This is a genomic window from Klebsiella michiganensis (genome assembly GCF_015139575.1).
GTDB classification, from domain to species: Bacteria; Pseudomonadota; Gammaproteobacteria; order Enterobacterales; family Enterobacteriaceae; genus Klebsiella; species Klebsiella michiganensis.
In genome coordinates, this window is the sequence record NZ_AP022547.1 from 1,689,943 (window position 1) to 1,707,731 (window position 17,789).

The 17,789-nt window shown below is 59.8% G+C and carries 17 protein-coding genes; 11 read left to right on the top strand and 6 right to left on the bottom strand.

All coding sequences use genetic code 11. The annotated features are described in order from the left end of the window. Nucleotides 1-6 precede the first annotated feature (6 nt). The 3 genes from menB to menE are packed head-to-tail and all read left to right on the top strand — an operon-like array spanning nt 7 to nt 3,217. Nucleotides 7-864 (top strand): 1,4-dihydroxy-2-naphthoyl-CoA synthase, encoded by an 858-nt coding sequence (gene menB, locus JLG71_RS08100; RefSeq protein ID WP_004123101.1) that lies wholly within the window; start codon nt 7-9, stop codon nt 862-864. Continuing rightward, nucleotides 864-1,829, top strand: a complete 966-nt coding sequence (menC, locus tag JLG71_RS08105) for an o-succinylbenzoate synthase (RefSeq protein WP_200914069.1) — start codon at nt 864-866, stop codon at nt 1,827-1,829. Before menB ends, menC begins: the two co-directional genes overlap by 1 nt. Further along, entirely contained in the window at nt 1,826-3,217 is a 1,392-nt protein-coding gene (gene menE, locus JLG71_RS08110; RefSeq protein ID WP_064374512.1) for an o-succinylbenzoate--CoA ligase, read from the top strand. The genes menC and menE overlap by 4 nt, the downstream gene beginning before the upstream one ends. On the opposite strand, the gene JLG71_RS08115 is transcribed toward menE, so the two are convergent. The 4 genes from JLG71_RS08115 to JLG71_RS08130 form a co-directional block, all read right to left on the bottom strand. After that, nucleotides 3,194-3,817, bottom strand: a complete 624-nt coding sequence (locus JLG71_RS08115; protein WP_200914071.1) for a DUF2238 domain-containing protein — start codon at nt 3,815-3,817, stop codon at nt 3,194-3,196. The genes menE and JLG71_RS08115 overlap by 24 nt on opposite strands. 105 nt (nt 3,818-3,922) lie before the next feature. After that, nucleotides 3,923-5,443: a tripartite tricarboxylate transporter permease gene (locus JLG71_RS08120; RefSeq protein ID WP_014230236.1), complete on the bottom strand. Its 1,521-nt coding sequence runs from the start codon at nt 5,441-5,443 to the stop codon at nt 3,923-3,925. Between the two features lie 11 nt (nt 5,444-5,454). After that, the gene (locus tag JLG71_RS08125) at nt 5,455-5,886 is read right to left on the bottom strand and encodes a tripartite tricarboxylate transporter TctB family protein (RefSeq protein ID WP_200914073.1); all 432 of its coding nucleotides are present in this window, start codon (nt 5,884-5,886) and stop codon (nt 5,455-5,457) included. A 15-nt stretch (nt 5,887-5,901) separates the two neighbouring features. Further along, nucleotides 5,902-6,876, bottom strand: coding sequence for a Bug family tripartite tricarboxylate transporter substrate binding protein (locus tag JLG71_RS08130; RefSeq protein WP_200914305.1), 975 nt, complete (start codon nt 6,874-6,876; stop codon nt 5,902-5,904). Nucleotides 6,877-7,016: 140 nt separating this feature from the next. On the opposite strand from JLG71_RS08130, the gene tctD reads away from it, so the two are divergent. Both tctD and JLG71_RS08140 read left to right on the top strand, forming a co-directional pair. Then, nucleotides 7,017-7,691, top strand: a complete 675-nt coding sequence (gene tctD, locus JLG71_RS08135; RefSeq protein WP_200914075.1) for a transcriptional regulator TctD — start codon at nt 7,017-7,019, stop codon at nt 7,689-7,691. After that, a complete protein-coding gene (locus tag JLG71_RS08140) occupies nt 7,678-9,093 on the top strand; it encodes a sensor histidine kinase (protein WP_200914077.1) in 1,416 nt (471 codons plus the stop codon). The genes tctD and JLG71_RS08140 overlap by 14 nt, the downstream gene beginning before the upstream one ends. Here the strand turns inward: JLG71_RS08140 and nudI are convergent. Continuing rightward, the gene (gene nudI, locus JLG71_RS08145; protein ID WP_014230231.1) at nt 9,085-9,510 is read right to left on the bottom strand and encodes a nucleoside triphosphatase NudI; all 426 of its coding nucleotides are present in this window, start codon (nt 9,508-9,510) and stop codon (nt 9,085-9,087) included. The genes JLG71_RS08140 and nudI overlap by 9 nt on opposite strands. 137 nt (nt 9,511-9,647) lie before the next feature. Between nudI and JLG71_RS08150 the strand changes: the two genes are divergently transcribed. Further along, nucleotides 9,648-10,628 (top strand): Rpn family recombination-promoting nuclease/putative transposase, encoded by a 981-nt coding sequence (locus JLG71_RS08150; protein ID WP_200914078.1) that lies wholly within the window; start codon nt 9,648-9,650, stop codon nt 10,626-10,628. 48 nt (nt 10,629-10,676) lie between these two features. Here the strand turns inward: JLG71_RS08150 and JLG71_RS08155 are convergent, their stop codons facing one another. After that, nucleotides 10,677-12,125 (bottom strand): catalase, encoded by a 1,449-nt coding sequence (locus JLG71_RS08155; RefSeq protein WP_200914079.1) that lies wholly within the window; start codon nt 12,123-12,125, stop codon nt 10,677-10,679. A gap of 269 nt (nt 12,126-12,394) precedes the next feature. On the opposite strand from JLG71_RS08155, the gene JLG71_RS08160 reads away from it, so the two are divergent. The 5 genes from JLG71_RS08160 to JLG71_RS08180 all read left to right on the top strand — a co-directional run bounded on the left by JLG71_RS08160 (nt 12,395) and on the right by JLG71_RS08180 (nt 17,778). Further along, nucleotides 12,395-12,937: a YfaZ family outer membrane protein gene (locus JLG71_RS08160; RefSeq protein WP_004123076.1), complete on the top strand. Its 543-nt coding sequence runs from the start codon at nt 12,395-12,397 to the stop codon at nt 12,935-12,937. A gap of 96 nt (nt 12,938-13,033) precedes the next feature. Further along, the gene (locus JLG71_RS08165; protein WP_064391584.1) at nt 13,034-14,230 is read left to right on the top strand and encodes a nicotinamide mononucleotide deamidase-related protein YfaY; all 1,197 of its coding nucleotides are present in this window, start codon (nt 13,034-13,036) and stop codon (nt 14,228-14,230) included. 204 nt (nt 14,231-14,434) lie between these two features. Beyond that, nucleotides 14,435-15,217 (top strand): IclR family transcriptional regulator, encoded by a 783-nt coding sequence (locus JLG71_RS08170; protein WP_004852774.1) that lies wholly within the window; start codon nt 14,435-14,437, stop codon nt 15,215-15,217. Between the two features lie 13 nt (nt 15,218-15,230). Beyond that, nucleotides 15,231-16,436 (top strand): L-rhamnonate dehydratase, encoded by a 1,206-nt coding sequence (gene rhmD, locus JLG71_RS08175; RefSeq protein WP_064391586.1) that lies wholly within the window; start codon nt 15,231-15,233, stop codon nt 16,434-16,436. Nucleotides 16,437-16,488: 52 nt separating this feature from the next. Further along, nucleotides 16,489-17,778: an MFS transporter gene (locus JLG71_RS08180; protein ID WP_004852770.1), complete on the top strand. Its 1,290-nt coding sequence runs from the start codon at nt 16,489-16,491 to the stop codon at nt 17,776-17,778. Nucleotides 17,779-17,789: the final 11 nt, after the last annotated feature.

A 17,789-nucleotide genomic window follows, 5' to 3' on the forward strand; every position in this document is an offset into this window, starting at 1 on the left:
CACTTTATGATCTCTCTTGATGAAGCCATGCTTTACGCCCCGATTGAATGGCAGGACTGCTCCGAAGGCTACACCGACATTCGTTACCAAAAATCGGCGGACGGGATTGCCAAAATTACCATCAACCGCCCGCAGGTACGCAACGCTTTCCGCCCGCTGACCGTCAAAGAGATGATTCAGGCGCTGGCGGATGCCCGCTATGACGACAATATTGGCGTCATCGTTCTGACCGGTGAAGGCGATAAAGCATTTTGCGCCGGCGGCGATCAGAAAGTCCGCGGCGACTACGGCGGCTACCAGGATGATTCCGGCGTTCATCACCTCAACGTTCTCGATTTTCAGCGCCAGATCCGCACCTGCCCGAAACCGGTGGTGGCGATGGTGGCGGGGTACTCTATCGGCGGCGGCCACGTCCTGCATATGATGTGCGATCTGACTATCGCGGCGGAAAACGCCATCTTCGGCCAGACCGGCCCGAAAGTCGGCTCTTTCGACGGCGGCTGGGGCGCCTCCTATATGGCGCGCATCGTCGGGCAGAAAAAAGCCCGTGAGATCTGGTTCCTGTGCCGCCAGTACGACGCGCAGCAGGCGCTGGATATGGGGCTGGTGAATACGGTGGTGCCGCTGGCGGACCTGGAAAAAGAGACCGTGCGCTGGTGCCGGGAAATGCTGCAGAACAGTCCGATGGCGCTGCGCTGCCTGAAGGCGGCGCTGAACGCCGACTGCGACGGCCAGGCGGGACTGCAGGAGCTGGCGGGTAACGCCACCATGCTGTTTTACATGACCGAAGAGGGTCAGGAAGGGCGCAACGCTTTCAATCAGAAGCGCCAGCCGGACTTCAGCAAATTTAAACGGAATCCGTAATGCGGCAGGCGCAGGTCTACCGCTGGCAGCTACCGATGGACGCGGGAGTGGTGCTGCGTGAACGGCGGTTAAAAACCCGCGATGGTTTGCTTCTGCGCCTGCGCGACGGCGAGCGCGAAGGCTGGGGGGAAATTTCTCCCCTGCCCGGATTCAGCCTGGAAACGCTGGATGAGGCGCAGGCGGCGCTGCTGGCGTGGGCGAGCGCCTGGCGCGATGGCGAAGAGGGCGCGTTGCCAACGCCGCCGTCGGCGGCTTTCGGGGCGAGCTGCGCACTGGCGGAACTGTGCGGCGAGCTGCCGCAGGCGGCGGACTATCGCGCGGCGCCGCTCTGCGCCGGCGATCCGGACGAGCTGTTCGCCAGGCTTTCGCTGATGCCCGGCGAAAAAGTCGCCAAGGTCAAAGTCGGCCTGTATGAGGCGGTGCGCGACGGTATGGTGGTCAACCTGCTGCTGGAGGCGATTCCCGATCTGACGCTACGCCTCGACGCTAATCGCGCCTGGACGCCGCTGAAAGCGCAGCAGTTTGCCAAATACGTGGATCCGCACTATCGCAGCCGCATCGCCTTTCTCGAAGAACCCTGTAAAAACCGCGATGATTCGCGCGCTTTTGCCCAACAAACGGGTATCGCTATCGCCTGGGATGAGAGCCTGCGCGAGGCGGACTTTACCTTTTCCGCCGAGCCGGGGCTGCGGGCGGTGGTGATTAAACCGACGTTGACCGGGAGTCTGCAAAAAGTGCGGCAGCAGGTGGCGCAGGCGCATGCCCTGGGGCTGACGGCGGTCATCAGTTCAGCCATTGAGTCGAGCCTTGGCCTGACGCAGCTGGCGCGAATCGCCGCCTGGCTGACCCCGGACACGATCCCCGGTCTGGACACGCTGAGCCTGATGCGTGCCCAGCTGGTGCGCCCTTGGCCGGAAAGCGAGCTGCCGTGTCTGAACGTTGATGAGCTGGAGCCGCTGCTGTGACCTTTAGCGACTGGCCCTGGCGCCACTGGAGGCGGCTGCGGGAAGAGGCTCAGGCGCTGCGCCTGAACGAGCGGCGGCTAAGCTGGCGGGAACTGTGCGCGCAAATTGATGCGCTGGCGGTGGAATTCCACGCCCAGGGCGTTCGCGACGGCGATGGCGTGCTGCTTCGCGCTTACAACCAGCCCGATGCTCTGCTGGCGTGGCTGGCCCTCCTGCAGTGTGGCGCGCGCGTCCTGCCGCTGAATCCGCAGCTGCCTGCTCCTCTGTTGGCGGAACTGCTGCCGTCTCTGGGACTGCGCCACGCGCTGGTGCTAAACGGCGGCGACCTTCCGGTGGCGCTTAATCCATTAGCGTTGCGCGCCGGCGACGGCGTGCACGCGGTCGCCTGGCGAGAAGATCGTATCGCGTCCATGACGCTAACCTCGGGGTCGACGGGACTACCGAAAGCGGCGGTGCACGCTTTTCGCGCCCATCTTGCCAGCGCAGAGGGCGTGCTGGCGATGATACCCTTTGCGCCGCAGGACGACTGGCTGCTGTCGCTGCCGCTGTTTCACGTTTCCGGCCAGGGGATTCTCTGGCGCTGGCTGTTAGCTGGCGCAGGCCTGACGGTACGCGACAAGCAGCCGCTGGAACAGGCGTTACGCGGCTGTACCCATGCCTCTCTGGTGCCGACCCAGCTCTGGCGCCTGCTCAGCGGCGACGCCGAGGTGTCGTTGAAAGCGGTTCTGCTCGGCGGCGCGGCGATCCCGGTGGCGCTAACCGAGCAGGCCGGTAAGCGCGGTATTCGCTGCTGGTGCGGCTACGGCCTCACCGAGTTTGCCTCCACGGTATGCGCCAAGGAGGCGGACGGCCTGGCGGATGTCGGGCAGCCGCTGCCGGGGCGCGAAGTGCGGATTGTCGATGGCGAAGTGTGGCTGCGGTCGGACAGCATCGCCGCAGGCTACTGGCGCGATGGGCAAATGGTCCCCCTCGCTAATGCCGACGGCTGGTTCGCCACTCGCGATCGGGGCCGGCTGGAGCACGGCAGGCTGACTATCCTCGGACGAGTGGACAACCTCTTTTTTAGCGGCGGAGAAGGTATTCAGCCGGAAGAAGTGGAGCGGGTGATTGGCGCTCATCCGTGGATTACGCAAGTTTTCATCGTGCCGCAGGATGATGCGGAGTTTGGCCAGCGGCCGGTGGCGGTGGTGGAGTGCGGCGAGCATGACGACCCGTCCGCGCTGGCGGGCTGGTGCGCCGATAAGCTGGCGCGCTTTCAGCAGCCGGTGCGCTGGCTGCGGCTGCCTGAATCGCTGAAAACCGGCGGAATTAAAATTTCCCGCCGGGCGCTACGTGACTGGGTCAACCAGCAGGCGATGCCCGACTCAGACGCGCTGGACGTTCAGTAGCTGCTTCGTATGCCAGCGGCCCAGCGCTAAAACGGTGGTCAGCGCGCCGAGCAGGGCGCAAAACATATCCGACTGGGTATCCCAGGGATCGCCCTGGGTGCCGAGAAACTCATCCGCGCCCTGTCCCAGCGCCAGCGCCGCCCACCATTCGATCAGTTCATAGACGGCGCTAATCGCCAGCGCAATACAGCAGACCACGAAACCGAGCATTTTACGCCCGTGAACGTAGCCGCCGCGCAGCAGAATCTCCCGCGCCGCCAGCGCCGGCACCAGCCCCTGGAAAAAGTGCCCCAGCTTGTCATAGGGGTTACGGCTCAGTCCCAGCCACGCCTGTACGTCAAAGCCGATGGGCACTTTCGCGTAGGTGTACATACCGCCGACCATCAAAATGATGGCATGGAAGAAAATCAGCGTGTAAAGCAGCGGCGTCAGCGGATAGCGCGAGCGCGTGGCCAGCAAAAGCGGAACGATGATAATCACCGGCGTCACTTCCATCAGCCAGGTGAGCTTATCCCCTGCGCTGATACCGGTGTAAACAAGCATCAGGGCCAGCGCCAACGCGGCGAATGTTAACCCCGAACGGGATGCGGCGACGATCATAACGGATCACCAGAAAGTTAAAACGATAACTATCAGGCAGATGTGGTGGAAATTCAACGTATACCGTCATTGGCGGCGCTGAGCGACCGCCAATGACGTTGAGCATCAGGAAGAGGGCAGGTCGCCCTGCGTATTAAGCTGGCGCTTCCGCCAGTACCGCAGCAGCGGAGGGACAACAATCACCGCGATGGCCAGAAACAGAAGCGTTTTCGTTACGCCGCTTTGCCACAGAATCGCCACGTTGCCGTTGCTGATGGACAGCGCGCGGCGCAGGTTCTGCTCCAGCATCTCTCCCAGCACAAACCCTAAGATCAGCGGCGACATCGGGAAGTGCATCTTACGCATAATGTAGCCCAGCACTCCCAGCCCAACCATCAACAGCAGGTCGAAGGTGGTGCTGTGCACCGCGTAGACGCCGACCGCGGACACGGCGGCGATGGCCGGGGCCAGAAACCATAGCGGAATCGTCAGCATGCGGGTGAACAGGCCGATCAGCGGAATGTTCATAATCAGCAGCATCACGTTGGCGATGAGCAGCGCGGCAATTAACCCCCAGACGATATCCGGCTGTTCGGTAAACATCGCCGGTCCCGGCGTGATGTTGTAGAGGGTCAGGGCGCCCATCATCACCGCGGTGGTCCCGGAGCCGGGGACGCCGAGCGTGAGCATCGGAATAAACGAGCCGCAGGCGGAGGCGTTGTTCGCCGCTTCCGGCGCCGCGACGCCGCGAATATCGCCCTTGCCGAAGGTAGCGCTATTGCCGCTGAGCTTTTTCTCGGTCATATAGGTGATGGCGCTGGCAATGGTCGCCCCTGCGCCCGGCAGAATGCCGACAAAGAAACCCACCACCGATGAGCGCAGGGTCGCGCCCACGCACTGGCCCGCCTCTTTGGCGTTAAACAGCATGCGTCCGGTTTTCCGTACCAGCTTCTGCCCGCCGCTGGTGCTCTCCAGCATCAGCAAAATCTCCGAAACCGAAAAGAGCCCAATCACCACCACGATAAACTGCACGCCGTCGGAAAGATGAACGCTGTCGAACGTGAAGCGGTACACGCCGGTATTGGCATCAACGCCCACCGTCGCCAGCCCTAAACCGATTAACGCGGCGAGAAATGACTTCAGCGGATTTTCCGCCATCATGCTGCCAAGGCAGGCGATGGCAAAAATCATCAGGGCGAAATATTCCGCCGGGCCGAACGCCAGCGACCACTGAGCCAGCACCGGGGCGAACAGGATGATCCCGCCGATAGCGATCGTTGAACCAACAAAGGAGCTCACGGCAGAGATCGACAGCGCTACGCCGCCGCGCCCCTGCTGCGCCATCGGATAACCGTCGAGAGCGGTCATAATGGCGGCGGCATCGCCGGGTACGTTAAGCAGGATAGACGAAATGCGCCCGCCGTATTCGCAACCAATATAGACCGTAGCCAGCAGGATTAGCGCTGATTCCGCGGGCAGGTGCAGAGCAAAGGCCAGCGGCAGTAAGATCGCGACACCGTTAATCGGGCCCAGACCCGGCAGGAGACCGACGATAGTGCCAACAAAGCAGCCAATTAGCGCGATGGTCAGGTTGCCCGGCGTCATGGCAACGGCGAAGCCCTGCGATAAATAAATCCAGATATCCATAACCTTCTCCGTTAACTCAACCAAACGCCGAGCGGCAGGGTGACATCAAGCAGGGCGTCAAAGACGTACCACAGCGCGATGCCCATCGCGACGCCGGCTATCCCGGCGGCGGGCAGGGTGGCACCAAACAGCAGGCCAAACACGGCGGTCAGCAGCGCGGTGGCCAGAGGAAAACCCAGCCATTCAAAACCCCACGCATAGATCCCCAGCGCAACCACCATGGTTAATAGACGTTGTAAAACCCGGTGCCCGGGCCACGTGATGGCGTCGGGCCGACGCAGAAGCAGCAAGACAGAGCACGCCAGCATCAGGCCGATAATGCCGACCGGGAAAGGGCGTGGGCCGACGGGCTCATAGGCGTATTCGCTGTGAATTTGCCAGGCGATAAACATTCCACCCGCGCAGAGCAGCAGCCACACTCCGGCAAAAATACGATCGCTCATCGCAACCTCCGTAAATTATTTGGCCAGGCCAAAGGATTTCGCCTGCAGGCGATACGCTTCCACCTGTTGTTTAACGTAGGAGTCCAGTTCCTTACCGTTCATATTGAATTCGAACAGGCCGCGCAGCTCGCGCTGCTTTTTGAACGCGTCGGTCTGCTGCAATTTCGTGAACTCATCCACCCACCACTGATAGTCGGCGTCGCTGACTTTCGGACCCACGAAGAAGCCGCGAATAATCGGCCAGACCAGGTCATAGCCCTGCTCTTTGGCGGTCGGCACATCGGCGAGGGCACCCGGCAGCCTTTCGTTAGCGAACACCGCCAGCACGCGGATTTTATTGCCCTGGAGATAAGGCACCATTTCGCTGAGATCGCCGGAGACCGCCTGCACGTGATTGCCCAGCAGCGCGGTGACCGGTTCGCCGCCGCCCTCAAACGCCACGTAGCGCATTTTGTGCGGATCGACGTTGGCTTTTTGCGCCAGCAGCGCCGCTTTCATCCAGTCCTGGCTACCAATGGAGGCGCCGGCGCCGATGACGATACTGGCGGGATTTTTTTCCATCGCCGCCAAAAACGACGGCAGGTCTTTCCACGGCGAGTCGGCGCGGACGGCGATCATGCCGTAATCGGTGCCGACGCTGGCCAGCCAGCGCACATCATCCACGCCGTAGCGGCCAAACTTGCCCTGCGCCAGGTTGAGCAGCGAGCCGCCGGAGAACGCGACTACGGTACCGGGTTCGCCGGGGCGCTGGGCGACGATCGCGTTGTAGGCCACAGCGCCTACGCCGCCGGGCATGTAGGTGACGCGCATCGGTTTTTCGATGGCGCCGGTTTCCATCAGGCTGACCTGGATCAGCTTGCAGGTGAGGTCGAAGCCGCCGCCGGGCTTGGCGGGCGCGATACATTCGGTACGGGAAGGCGCCTCGGCGGCCAGGGCAGAGGCGGTTAAAAGGCATAATGCAATGGCGCCAGCACGGCGCAGGAATGGCATATTCATAAGCTTCCTCAGTCAGATACAGGAGACGTTTTTTTAATTATGTGAACCGGCATGTGGCTATTCGGTTGCGTGATTGTTAAAACAATTACCTTTCATTTCCCTTTCAATGCGGCAGCAACTTTTCAGGATGTGATATGCGTCTCTTACTGGCAGAAGATAACCGTGAGCTGGCTCACTGGCTGGAGAAAGCGCTGGTGCAGGGCGGGTTTGCCGTGGATTGCGTATTTGATGGTCGCGCGGCCGATCATCTGCTGCAAAGCGAAAAATATGCGCTGGCGGTGCTGGATATTGGCATGCCGGGACTCGACGGTCTGGAAGTGGTGCAGCGCCTGCGAAAGCGCGGGCAGACCCTTCCCGTCTTGCTACTCACCGCCCGCAGCGCGGTGGCGGATCGGGTTAAAGGGCTGAACGTCGGCGCCGATGACTATTTGCCGAAACCTTTTGAGCTTGAAGAGCTGGATGCGAGGCTGCGCGCGCTGCTGCGGCGTAGCGAAGGCCAGGTGCATGAGGTTCAGCAGATCGGCGCGCTGGAATATCGCGATGAAGGCTATTTTTTACTCTGCGGACAAACGCTGCCGTTGACGCCGCGCGAGCAGGCGCTGCTGACGGTGCTGATGTTTCGCCGTACGCGGCCGGTGTCGCGCCAGCAGCTGTTTGAACAGGTTTTCAGCCTGAACGATGACGTCAGCCCGGAAAGCATCGAGCTGTATATCCATCGTCTGCGTAAGAAACTTCAGGAGAGCAACGTGCGTATCGTGACCCTGCGCGGCCTGGGCTACGTGCTGGAGCTCGCTCATGAGCTGGGGTAAACCGCAGTCGTTATTCGCTCAACTGTTGCTGTTTCTCGGCCTGCCGCTGGTTTTGCTATGGGGGCTGTCGGCGTTCAATAGCTACGTCAGCGCTCTGCAGGCGGCAACCCAGGCTTACGATCGCACGCTGCTTTCATCCGCCCGCACGGTGGCGGAACGCCTGGTGGTTCGCCGCGGTAGGCTGGAGGTGAATGTCCCCTGGGTGGTGCTGGACAGCTTCGAGCTGAATATGAACGATCGGTTGTACTATAAGGTACTCGATCCCGAGAAGCGGGTGATTTCCGGTTTTGACGACCTGCCGTCGATGCCGCCATCGACCTCTCGTACCGAGCTCTATCCGGCGCTGGCGTGGTTTTATCATACTGAATATCGCGGTCAGGCCATCCGCGTGGCGCGCCTGCTGCAGCCGGTTAACGAAGGCGGCGTTGTCGGCATGGCGGAAATCTACATCGCCGAAACGCTGCAGTCGCGGCGCTGGCTGGCGGGACAGCTGCTGTTTTCATCATGGATCTCGCAGGGGCTATTAGTGCTGTTGACGCTGGTGCTCACCGGCTGGCTGCTGCGCCGCGTGCTGCGGCCGATGCGCCGGCTTTCGGCGCTCATGGTGCGGCGCGAACCCGGCCTGCTGACGCCGCTGCCGGAGCTGCTGCCGTGGTCGGAAACCCGTCTGCTGATCGTGGCCTTTAACCGCTATATCGACCGGTTACGGGTGATGATCTCCCGCCAGGAGCGCTTTAGCGCCGACGCGTCGCATCAGCTCAAAACGCCGTTAGCGGTGTTGAAAACGCAGGCCTCAGTGGCGCTGGCGAGCGGCGATCCCCGGCTGTGGCGAGAGAGCCTGGAGGCGATGAGCGGCACGCTTGACAGTACGATTCTGCTTACCGAACGCCTGCTGCAGCTGGCTACCATCAAACGGAAAGAGCAGGGCGAACACGCGTTCCCGCCGGTGGACCTGCATGAGATCGTCCACAACAGCTGTTTTTCGCGTCTTCAGCAGGCGCGGAGCAAGGCTATCGATCTCGGCTATGAGGGGGAACCCTCGACGGTGACCATTGCCGGCGATGGCGTGTTGTTGAGCGAGCTGTGCGCGAATCTGCTGGATAACGCGATTCGCTATACGCCGCAGGGCGGTATCGTCACGGTCAGCCTGCATCGTGACGGAGAGGCGGTGCTGCTGGACGTCGAAGACAGCGGGCCGGGGATCGATGATGCGCAGATTCAGCAGGCGCTCATGCCGTTCCATCGTCTGGAAAACGTGGGTGACAACCCCGGCGTCGGGCTTGGACTGGCGCTGGTCAGCGATATTGCGCGCCTGCACCGCAGCCATCCGCAGCTGCTGCGTAGCGAAACGCTGGGCGGGCTGAAGGTCAGACTGCGCTTTTTGACCGTGGGTTCAGAGTAGGCCTTTCAGGGTGAGCGTCCTGCGGGTCGCCGCGTTCAAATCATAGTGGGGAAGATCTTCTGCCTTCACCCAGGCGTAGTCCTGAAACTCCTCGTTGATCGTCACTTCGCGATTGGCGCTGATGCAGTCGAAGATCAGGTAAATCATATAAATCTCTTCCCGGCGGCCATCGGCGTAGGTTTTAACCCGGATATCGTCGCTAAAGGTCCACGGCGTAATCTGGGTCAGCTGCAGTTTTTCGCCCAGCTCCTCGCGAATTTCTCGCCGCAGCGCCTCTTCAATGCGCTCGCCTGGCTCGACGCCGCCGCCGGAGAGCGCCCACTGGCCGGGAAATACGCCGCGATCGTCGGCCATTTTGCACAGCAGATAGTGGCCTTCATGTTGAATGAGCGGGCAGACGATAGTCCTTTGACGCATGATTTCTCCTTACTGATGACAGGGATAACTAACGGGAAGGCCCAGTTTGCGAGCCGCCTCGGCAAACCGCAAGCGAAAACGCGCGGCGAACGCGTGCGGTGGTAGGGTGAGCGTAGGTTAACGGGTCAGGGGCCATCATGGAACAGATAGCAAGCCACTCACCGCACGATGCGGTGTTTAAACACCTTTTGTCCCAACGGGCAACGGCGCGCGATTTTTTGTCTATTCATTTGCCGAAGCATTTGCGGGAACAGTGCGATCTGCGAACGCTGCAGCTGGAATCCGGCAGTTTTATTGAAGAGGACCTACGCGCAAGCCATTCGGATATTCTTTATTCGCTAAAAACCCAGCACGGAGAGGGGTACATCTACATTCTTATAGAGCATCAAAGCTCTCCCGACAGGCATATGGCGTTTCGCCTGATGCGATACGCCATCGCGGCCATGCAGCGCCACCTTGATAAAGGGCATCATCAGCTGCCGCTGGTTATTCCTCTGCTATTTTATCACGGCAGGATCGCTCCTTACCCGTACTCGACGCGCTGGCTGGATGATTTCCCTCAGCCAGAGGTGGCCGAGCGGCTGTATAGCCAGCGTTTTCCACTGATAGACGTCACGGTGATTCCTGACGATCGGCTTGTGCAGCACCGCCGTGTCGCTATGCTGGAACTGCTGCAAAAACATATCCGCCAGCGGGATTTGATGGACATTTCTGAGCAACTGGTCAGGATATTATCCTTGGGATACACTACGCGTCGGCAGTTTAAAACTTTGCTGAATTATATGCTTCAGGCGGGCAACGCCACCGATCCGGTGGCCTTTTTACGCAAGCTCGCGCAAAAGACGCCACTCAAGCCGCATAAGGAGACGCTGATGAATATTGCTCATTTTCTGGAAGAGCGTGGCCGTAAAGAGGGGGTCCTTCAGGGAATGAAGGCGGGGATAGAAAAAGGTTTACGAAAGGGTCGACAGGAAGGCCGGAATGAAGGCCGGCATCAAGGACAGCAGGAGGCGACGCAGCGCATTGCTCAGGCGATGCTGGATGATGGGCTTGAGCCCTCTCAGGTCGCAAAGCTAACCGGTTTGTCGCTGCGGCAGCTCGCTAAGCTTCGGCACTAAGCGCGTTTAAAAACAGTAAAATGGCAGCCGCAAGGGCTGCCATCAGCATTACTCTCCGTGCTTTAAGGCTTTCAGCGCCGCAGCCACGCCCGCGCCGTAGTCGGGGTGGACTTCACTGAACAGGCCAATTTGTCGCTGCTGAATAAACTCAGGGACATCCCGCATATCATTGGCGATACGCTGGAACATACGCTGATGTTCATCTTCGCTTAATAGCTCAAACAGCCTGCGCGGCTGGCTGAAGTAGTCGTTATCTTCCCGATGATTCCAGTGGACCGCCGCGCCTTCAAGGCTTAAAGGCGGCTCGCTAAAGTCCGGCTGTTCCTGAAACGCGCCAAAGCTGTTGGGTTCATAGGTGACGCCGTTGCCGCTATTGCCGTCAACGCGCATCGCGCCGTCGCGGTGGTAGTTATGGAACGGGCAGCGCGGCGCATTGACCGGAATTTGATGATGGTTGACGCCCAGACGATAGCGCTGGGTATCGCCGTAGGAGAACAGCCGTCCCTGCAGCATGCGATCCGGAGAGAAGCCGATCCCGGGCACCACATTGGCCGGATTCATCGCGACCTGCTCAACTTCTGCGAAGTAGTTGTCCGGGTTGCGGTTGAGCTCCAGCACGCCGACTTCCATCAGCGGATAATCAGCGTGCGGCCAGATTTTGGTCAGATCGAAGGGGTTATAAGGGACCCGGCTGGCGTCCGCTTCCGGCATGATCTGCACGTAGAAGGTCCAGCGCGGGAAATCGCCTTTTTCAATCGACTCATAGAGATCGCGCTGCGAACTCTCGCGGTCCTCTGCCACCAGGCGTTTCGCTTCATCATCCATCAGGTTGGCGATCCCCTGCTGGGATTTGAAGTGGAATTTCACCCAAAAACGTTCGTTATCGGCATTAATAAAGCTGAACGCGTGGCTGCCGAAACCGTGCATATGGCGATAGGAGCGCGGAAGGCCGCGGTCGCTGAAATCAATCGTTAACTGATGCAGCGTTTCCGGCAGCAGGGAGAAAAAGTCCCATTTCCAGGTGGGGTTACGCAGGTTGGTGCGCGGGTCGCGCTTCACGACGTGGTTAAGGTCGGGAAACTTCAGCGGGTCGCGAAGGTAGAAAATGGGCGTATTGTTGCCCACCAGATCCCAGTTGCCTTCTTCGGTATAAAACTTGATCGAGAAACCGCGAATATCGCGCTCGGCGTCAGCGGCGCCGCGTTCTCCGGCGACGGTTGAGAAGCGCAGGAACAGATCGGTGGTTTTACCGATTTCGGCAAACAGTTTTGCGCGGGTATAGCGGGTGATATCGCGGGTAATGGTCAGTTTACCGTAAGCGCCGGAGCCTTTAGCGTGCATTCGGCGTTCCGGGATAACCTCACGGTCGAAGTGGGCCAGTTTTTCCAGAAACCAGACATCCTGCAGCAGCATCGGGCCGCGCGGGCCTGCGGTGACGACATTGTTATTATCGACAACCGGGGCGCCGGCGGCGGTGGTTAATCCTTTTTTGCTCATCTTTATCTCCTGACAAAGTTTTATGTAACTTATTCATCTCTTTGCGACGACGAAATAAGCTGGAGCCTATTTGTATAATAAAGGCTGAGACCCAGCAATTTGACCCTGACTATTGAATTGATATCTGAGACCGTTAACAAGGCTCCCGAAGCAACTGGTTACAATCACGCGGTAAAAGCGCGCTATAACGCATTGATTCCTTAAAACGGAGCAGTACAATTTCGCGGTTTTTTGGGATTTTCTTATTATTATTTTCTGGATAGATAAAAATGAAAAAAAGCATATTTATGGCCCTGGCCGGCATGATGTTCGTCTCGACGGCGGCAAATGCGATCAGCGTCAGCGGGCAGGCCGGCGAGCACTACACTAACCTTGGCGTCGGATTCGGTACGGAATCGACCGGCCTGGCGGTAACCGGCAACTGGCTGCACAATGATGACGACGGCGATGCGGCGGGGCTGGGATTGGGCCTGAACATTCCCCTGGGGCCATTCCTGGCCACCGTGGGCGGAAAAGGCGTTTACACCAACCCGAACAATGGCGATGAGGGCTACGCGGCGGCGGTTGGCGGCGGTCTGCAGTGGAAAATCGGCGACAGCTTCCGTCTGTTCGGCGAATACTATTACTCTCCCGATTCACTCTCCAGCGGTATCGACAGCTATCAGGAAGCCAATGCCGGCGCGCGCTTTACTATTATGCGTCCTCTGAGCATCGAAGCCGGTTACCGCTACCTTAACCTGGCCGGTAAAGACGGCAACCGCGATAACGCGGTCGCGGACGGTCCGTACGTCGGCGTCAACGCCAGCTTCTAATCTCTCCGGCGCGGTATTCCGCCGCGCCTGATTTTCAGGCTTTTTCACCAGCCGCTTTGCGATATAGTATTTCTACTTATCAGGCTGGAGTTCACAATGTTAAACGTGGAAATGCTGTCCACCGGCGATGAAGTGCTGCATGGGCAAATCATCGACACCAATGCCGCGTGGCTGGCGGATTTCTTTTTTAATCAAGGATTACCCTTAAAGCGTCGCCATACCGTGGGTGACGACCTCGACTCCCTGGTGGCGATTTTACGCGAGCGCAGCGAACACGCTGACGTGCTGATCGTTAACGGCGGCCTGGGGCCGACCAGCGACGATTTGAGCGCGCTGGCCGCGGCGACGGCCAAAGGCGAAGGGTTAGTTCTGCACGAAGATTGGCTGGAAACCATGACCCGTTTCTTTGCCGAGCGCGGAAGACCCATGGCCGCCAGCAATCGTAAACAGGCGGAGATTCCGCAAAGCGCCGAAATGATCAACAACCCGGTCGGGACCGCCTGCGGTTTTGCCGTGCAGCTAAACCGCTGCCTGATGTTTTTTACTCCCGGCGTGCCTTCCGAATTTAAGGTGATGGTTGAACAGGAAATCTTACCGCGCCTGCGCGAACGTTTCCCGCTATCCGCTGCGCCGCTGTGTTTGCGCCTGACCACCTTCGGCCGTTCCGAAAGCGAACTGGCGCAGAGCCTCGACCATCTGCAGCTGCCGCCGGGCGTCGTGATGGGCTATCGCTCCTCAATGCCGATTATCGAACTGAAGCTGACCGGGCCTGCCGAACAGCGCGAGGCGATGCTGGCGCTGTGGCCGGAAGTGCAGAAGGTGGCCGGAGAGAGCATGATTTTCGAAGGTACCGAAGGCCTGCCTGCGCAGATCGCCCGTCGCCTGCAGCAGCGTCAGCTAAGCCTGACGCTGAGCGAGCAGTTTACCGGTGGTCTGCTGGCGCTTCAGCTTTCTCGCGTCAACGCTCCGCTGTTGGCCAGCGAAGTCATTCCGGCGCAGGAGGAGACCCTGGCGCAGTCTGCGCGCTGGGCGGCGGAACGGCGCGAAAAACACTTTGCCGGCCTGGCGCTGGCGGTGAGTGGTCAGGAGAGCGATCACCTGAACTTTGCGCTTTCCACGCCGGACGGCACCTACGCGCTGCGGGTGAAATTCACCACCAACCGCCACAGCCTCCAGGTGCGTCAGGAAGTGTGCGTGATGATGGCCCTCAACATGCTGCGCCGCTGGCTGAACGGCCAGCCGGTGGCCGGTGAACACGGCTGGATTAACGTCGTCGAATCTCTCTCAGCGTAAATCCACCTCCGCGTCGGGAGCCCCTCCCGGCGCGCGATGAGTCCAGCCTGTTGTACTTGCTTTAAAATATTCTGTGCACTATCTCGCATTTTTCTCCCTCTGAACGTCCACCCGGCTGGAATAGCGTCGTCATTTGAAGTCGCTCACAATTTACACGCCCGACAACCGCAACACTGATTCCAGTATTCAGGATTGGAGTCCAGTATGTTGGAATCAAGCAAAGTCCCGGCGCTGACCCGCGCCATTGATATTCTCAATCTGATCGCCCGCATCGGCCCCTGCAGCGCGGCGACCATTATTGACGAACTGGGTATTCCGAAAAGCACCGCCTATCTGCTGCTGGGAGAGCTGAAAAAACAGCGCTTCCTCAGCATGGATAATCAGGATAACTACTGCCTGTGGACCAAGCTGGTTGAGCTGGCCGGGCAGGCGCTGAGCAAAATGGACCTGCGCGAACTGGCGCGCCCGCGCCTGACGCAGCTGATGGATCAGTGCGGGCTGCTCTGCCACCTGGGCATCATCGACAGCGGCAACGCCTACTACATTCTGAAGATTGAATCCCCGGCCACCATCAGCGTGCGTTCGCACGAAGGTAAGAGCCTGTCGTTATATCGTTCCGGCATTGGTAAATGCCTGCTGGCCTGGCAGCCCGAGCGGGTTCAGGAGTCGATTATCAGCGAGCTGCAGTGGGAGCGTGCGACGCCAACCACCATCACCAGCGCCCAACAGCTTCGTGATGAACTGGGCCGTATTCGCGCCCGCGGCTGGAGCTTCGATAACGGCGAAGACTATCCCGACGTTCGCTGCGTGGCGGCGCCGGTTTTTAATGCCAATAACGAGCTGACCGCCGCCATTTCCGTGGTGGGTACCCGTCTGCAAATCAATGAAGACAATCGCGATTACCTCGCCGGTAGGGCGATTGCCTGCGCCAAAGATATTTCCCGTCTGCTGGGGTGGAAAAGCCCCTTCGAACAACAAGCCTCATAATAAGGAGAAGATCATGACCCTACCGAAAATTAAACACGTCCGCGCCTGGTTTATCGGCGGTGCTACCGCAGAGAAAGGCGCTGGCGGCGGCGATTATCATGACCAGGGGGCAAATCACTGGATTGACGATCATATCGCCACGCCGATGAGCAAATATAAACAGTATGAACAGTCCCGCCAGTCGTTTGGCATCAACGTTCTCGGCACGCTGATCGTTGAGGTCGAAGCCGAAAACGGGCAGACCGGTTTTGCGGTATCGACCGCCGGCGAGATGGGCTGCTTTATCGTGGAAAAACACCTCAACCGCTTTATCGAAGGCAAGTGCGTCAGCGATATCAAACTGATCCATGACCAGATGCTCAACGCCACCCTGTACTACTCCGGATCCGGCGGCCTGGTGATGAATACGATTTCCTGCGTCGACCTGGCGCTGTGGGATCTGTTCGGCAAAGTGGTTGGGCTGCCGGTTTACAAACTGCTGGGCGGCGCGGTGCGCGATGAAATTCAGTTCTACGCCACCGGGGCGCGTCCGGACCTGGCGAAAGAGATGGGCTTTATTGGCGGCAAAATGCCGACCCACTGGGGGCCGCACGATGGCGACGCGGGGATCCGCAAAGATGCCGCTATGGTGGCCGATATGCGCGGAAAGTGCGGCCCGGACTTCTGGCTGATGCTGGACTGCTGGATGAGCCAGGACGTTAACTACGCCACTAAACTGGCCCACGCCTGCGCACCCTCTAACCTTAAGTGGATCGAGGAGTGCCTGCCGCCGCAGCAGTATGAAGGCTATCGCGAGCTTAAACGCAATGCGCCTGCCGGCATGATGGTCACCAGCGGCGAGCACCACGGTACGCTGCAATCCTTCCGCACGCTGTCGGAAACCGGCATCGATATTATGCAGCCTGACGTGGGCTGGTGCGGCGGCCTGACCACGCTGGTGGAGATTGCGGCGATCGCCAAATCGCGCGGCCAGCTGGTGGTGCCGCACGGCTCGTCGGTCTATTCGCACCACGCGGTCATTACCTTTACCAACACGCCGTTCAGCGAGTTCCTGATGACCAGCCCGGACTGTTCAACGATGCGTCCGCAGTTTGACCCGATTCTGGTTGATGAGCCGGTACCGGTGGACGGGCGCATTCATAAAACCGTGCTGGACAAACCGGGCTTCGGCGTGGAGCTGAACCGCGACTGTAATCTGAAACGTCCTTATAGCCACTGATCCCGTCGTGCCGCACAGCGCAGATGTGCGGCCTATTGTTGAGGATATTACGATGAGCAACGCCTTGCTTGAGAGCGTGGTGAAGAAAAACCGCGCCCGTTTGATCCCCTTTATGCTGGCGCTGTACGTGCTGGCGTTTCTTGACCGTTCGAATATCGGCTTTGCCAAAGAGACCTATCAGCTGGATACCGGCCTTAGCAACGAAGCCTATGCGCTGGGGGCGGGGATTTTCTTTGTGGTCTACGCCTTTCTCGGGGTGCCCGCTAACCTGCTGATGCGCAAATTCGGCGCAAGAAAGTGGATCGGCTGCACCACCTTGCTGTGGGGGCTTCTCTCCGCGGCGATGGCGTGGGCGGATACCGAAGCGAAGTTTCTGCTGGTGCGCACCCTGCTGGGCGCCGCGGAAGCGGGTTTTTTCCCGGGCATGATCTACCTGACGTCCCAGTGGTTTCCGCAGCAGAACCGCGCCAGCATTATGGGGCTGTTTTATATGGGCGCGCCGCTGGCGCTGACCCTCGGGTCGCCGCTCTCCGGCGCGCTGCTGGAAATGCATGGTTTTATGGGGCATCCCGGCTGGTTCTGGATGTTTATCATTGAGGGGCTGCTGGCGGTCGGCGCGGGGTTCTTCACCTTCTTCTGGCTCGACGATACGCCGCAAAAGGCGCGCTTCCTGAGCGCTGCCGAAAAACAGGCGTTAATCAGCGAGCTGGCCAGCGAAGAGCAGAAAAAGGTGACCTCGCGTTTGTCCGATGCGCTGCGTAACGGCCGCGTCTGGCAGCTGGCGATTATCTATCTCACCATTCAGGTGGCGGTTTACGGCCTGATCTTCTTCCTGCCAACCCAGGTTGCCGCGCTGCTCGGCACCAAGGTGGGGTTCGTGGCGTCGGTGGTGACCGCGATCCCGTGGGTGGCGGCGCTGTTCGGTACCTGGCTGATTCCGCGCTACTCCGACCGCACCGGCGAGCGGCGTAATGTGGCGGCATTCACCCTGCTGGCGGCGGCAATTGGCATTGCGGTCTCCGGGCTGGTGTCGCCGGTGCTGGCGATTATCGCGCTGTGCGTTGCCGCCGTCGGCGTCATTGCCGTGCAGCCGGTCTTCTGGACCATGCCGACGCAGCTGTTGTCCGGTACGGCGCTGGCCGCTGGCATCGGCTTTGTGAACCTGTTCGGCGCTATCGGCGGGTTTCTGGCGCCCATTATCCGCGTCCAGGCTGAAACCATGTTCGCCAGTGATTCTGCCGGATTAGTGACGCTCGCCTGCGTGGCGATTGTCGGGGTGGTTATTATCTTTTCACTGCGCGTGAACCGCGCCGTGCCGCAGGCTGGCAGCGTACAGCATTAATGTAAGGGAGA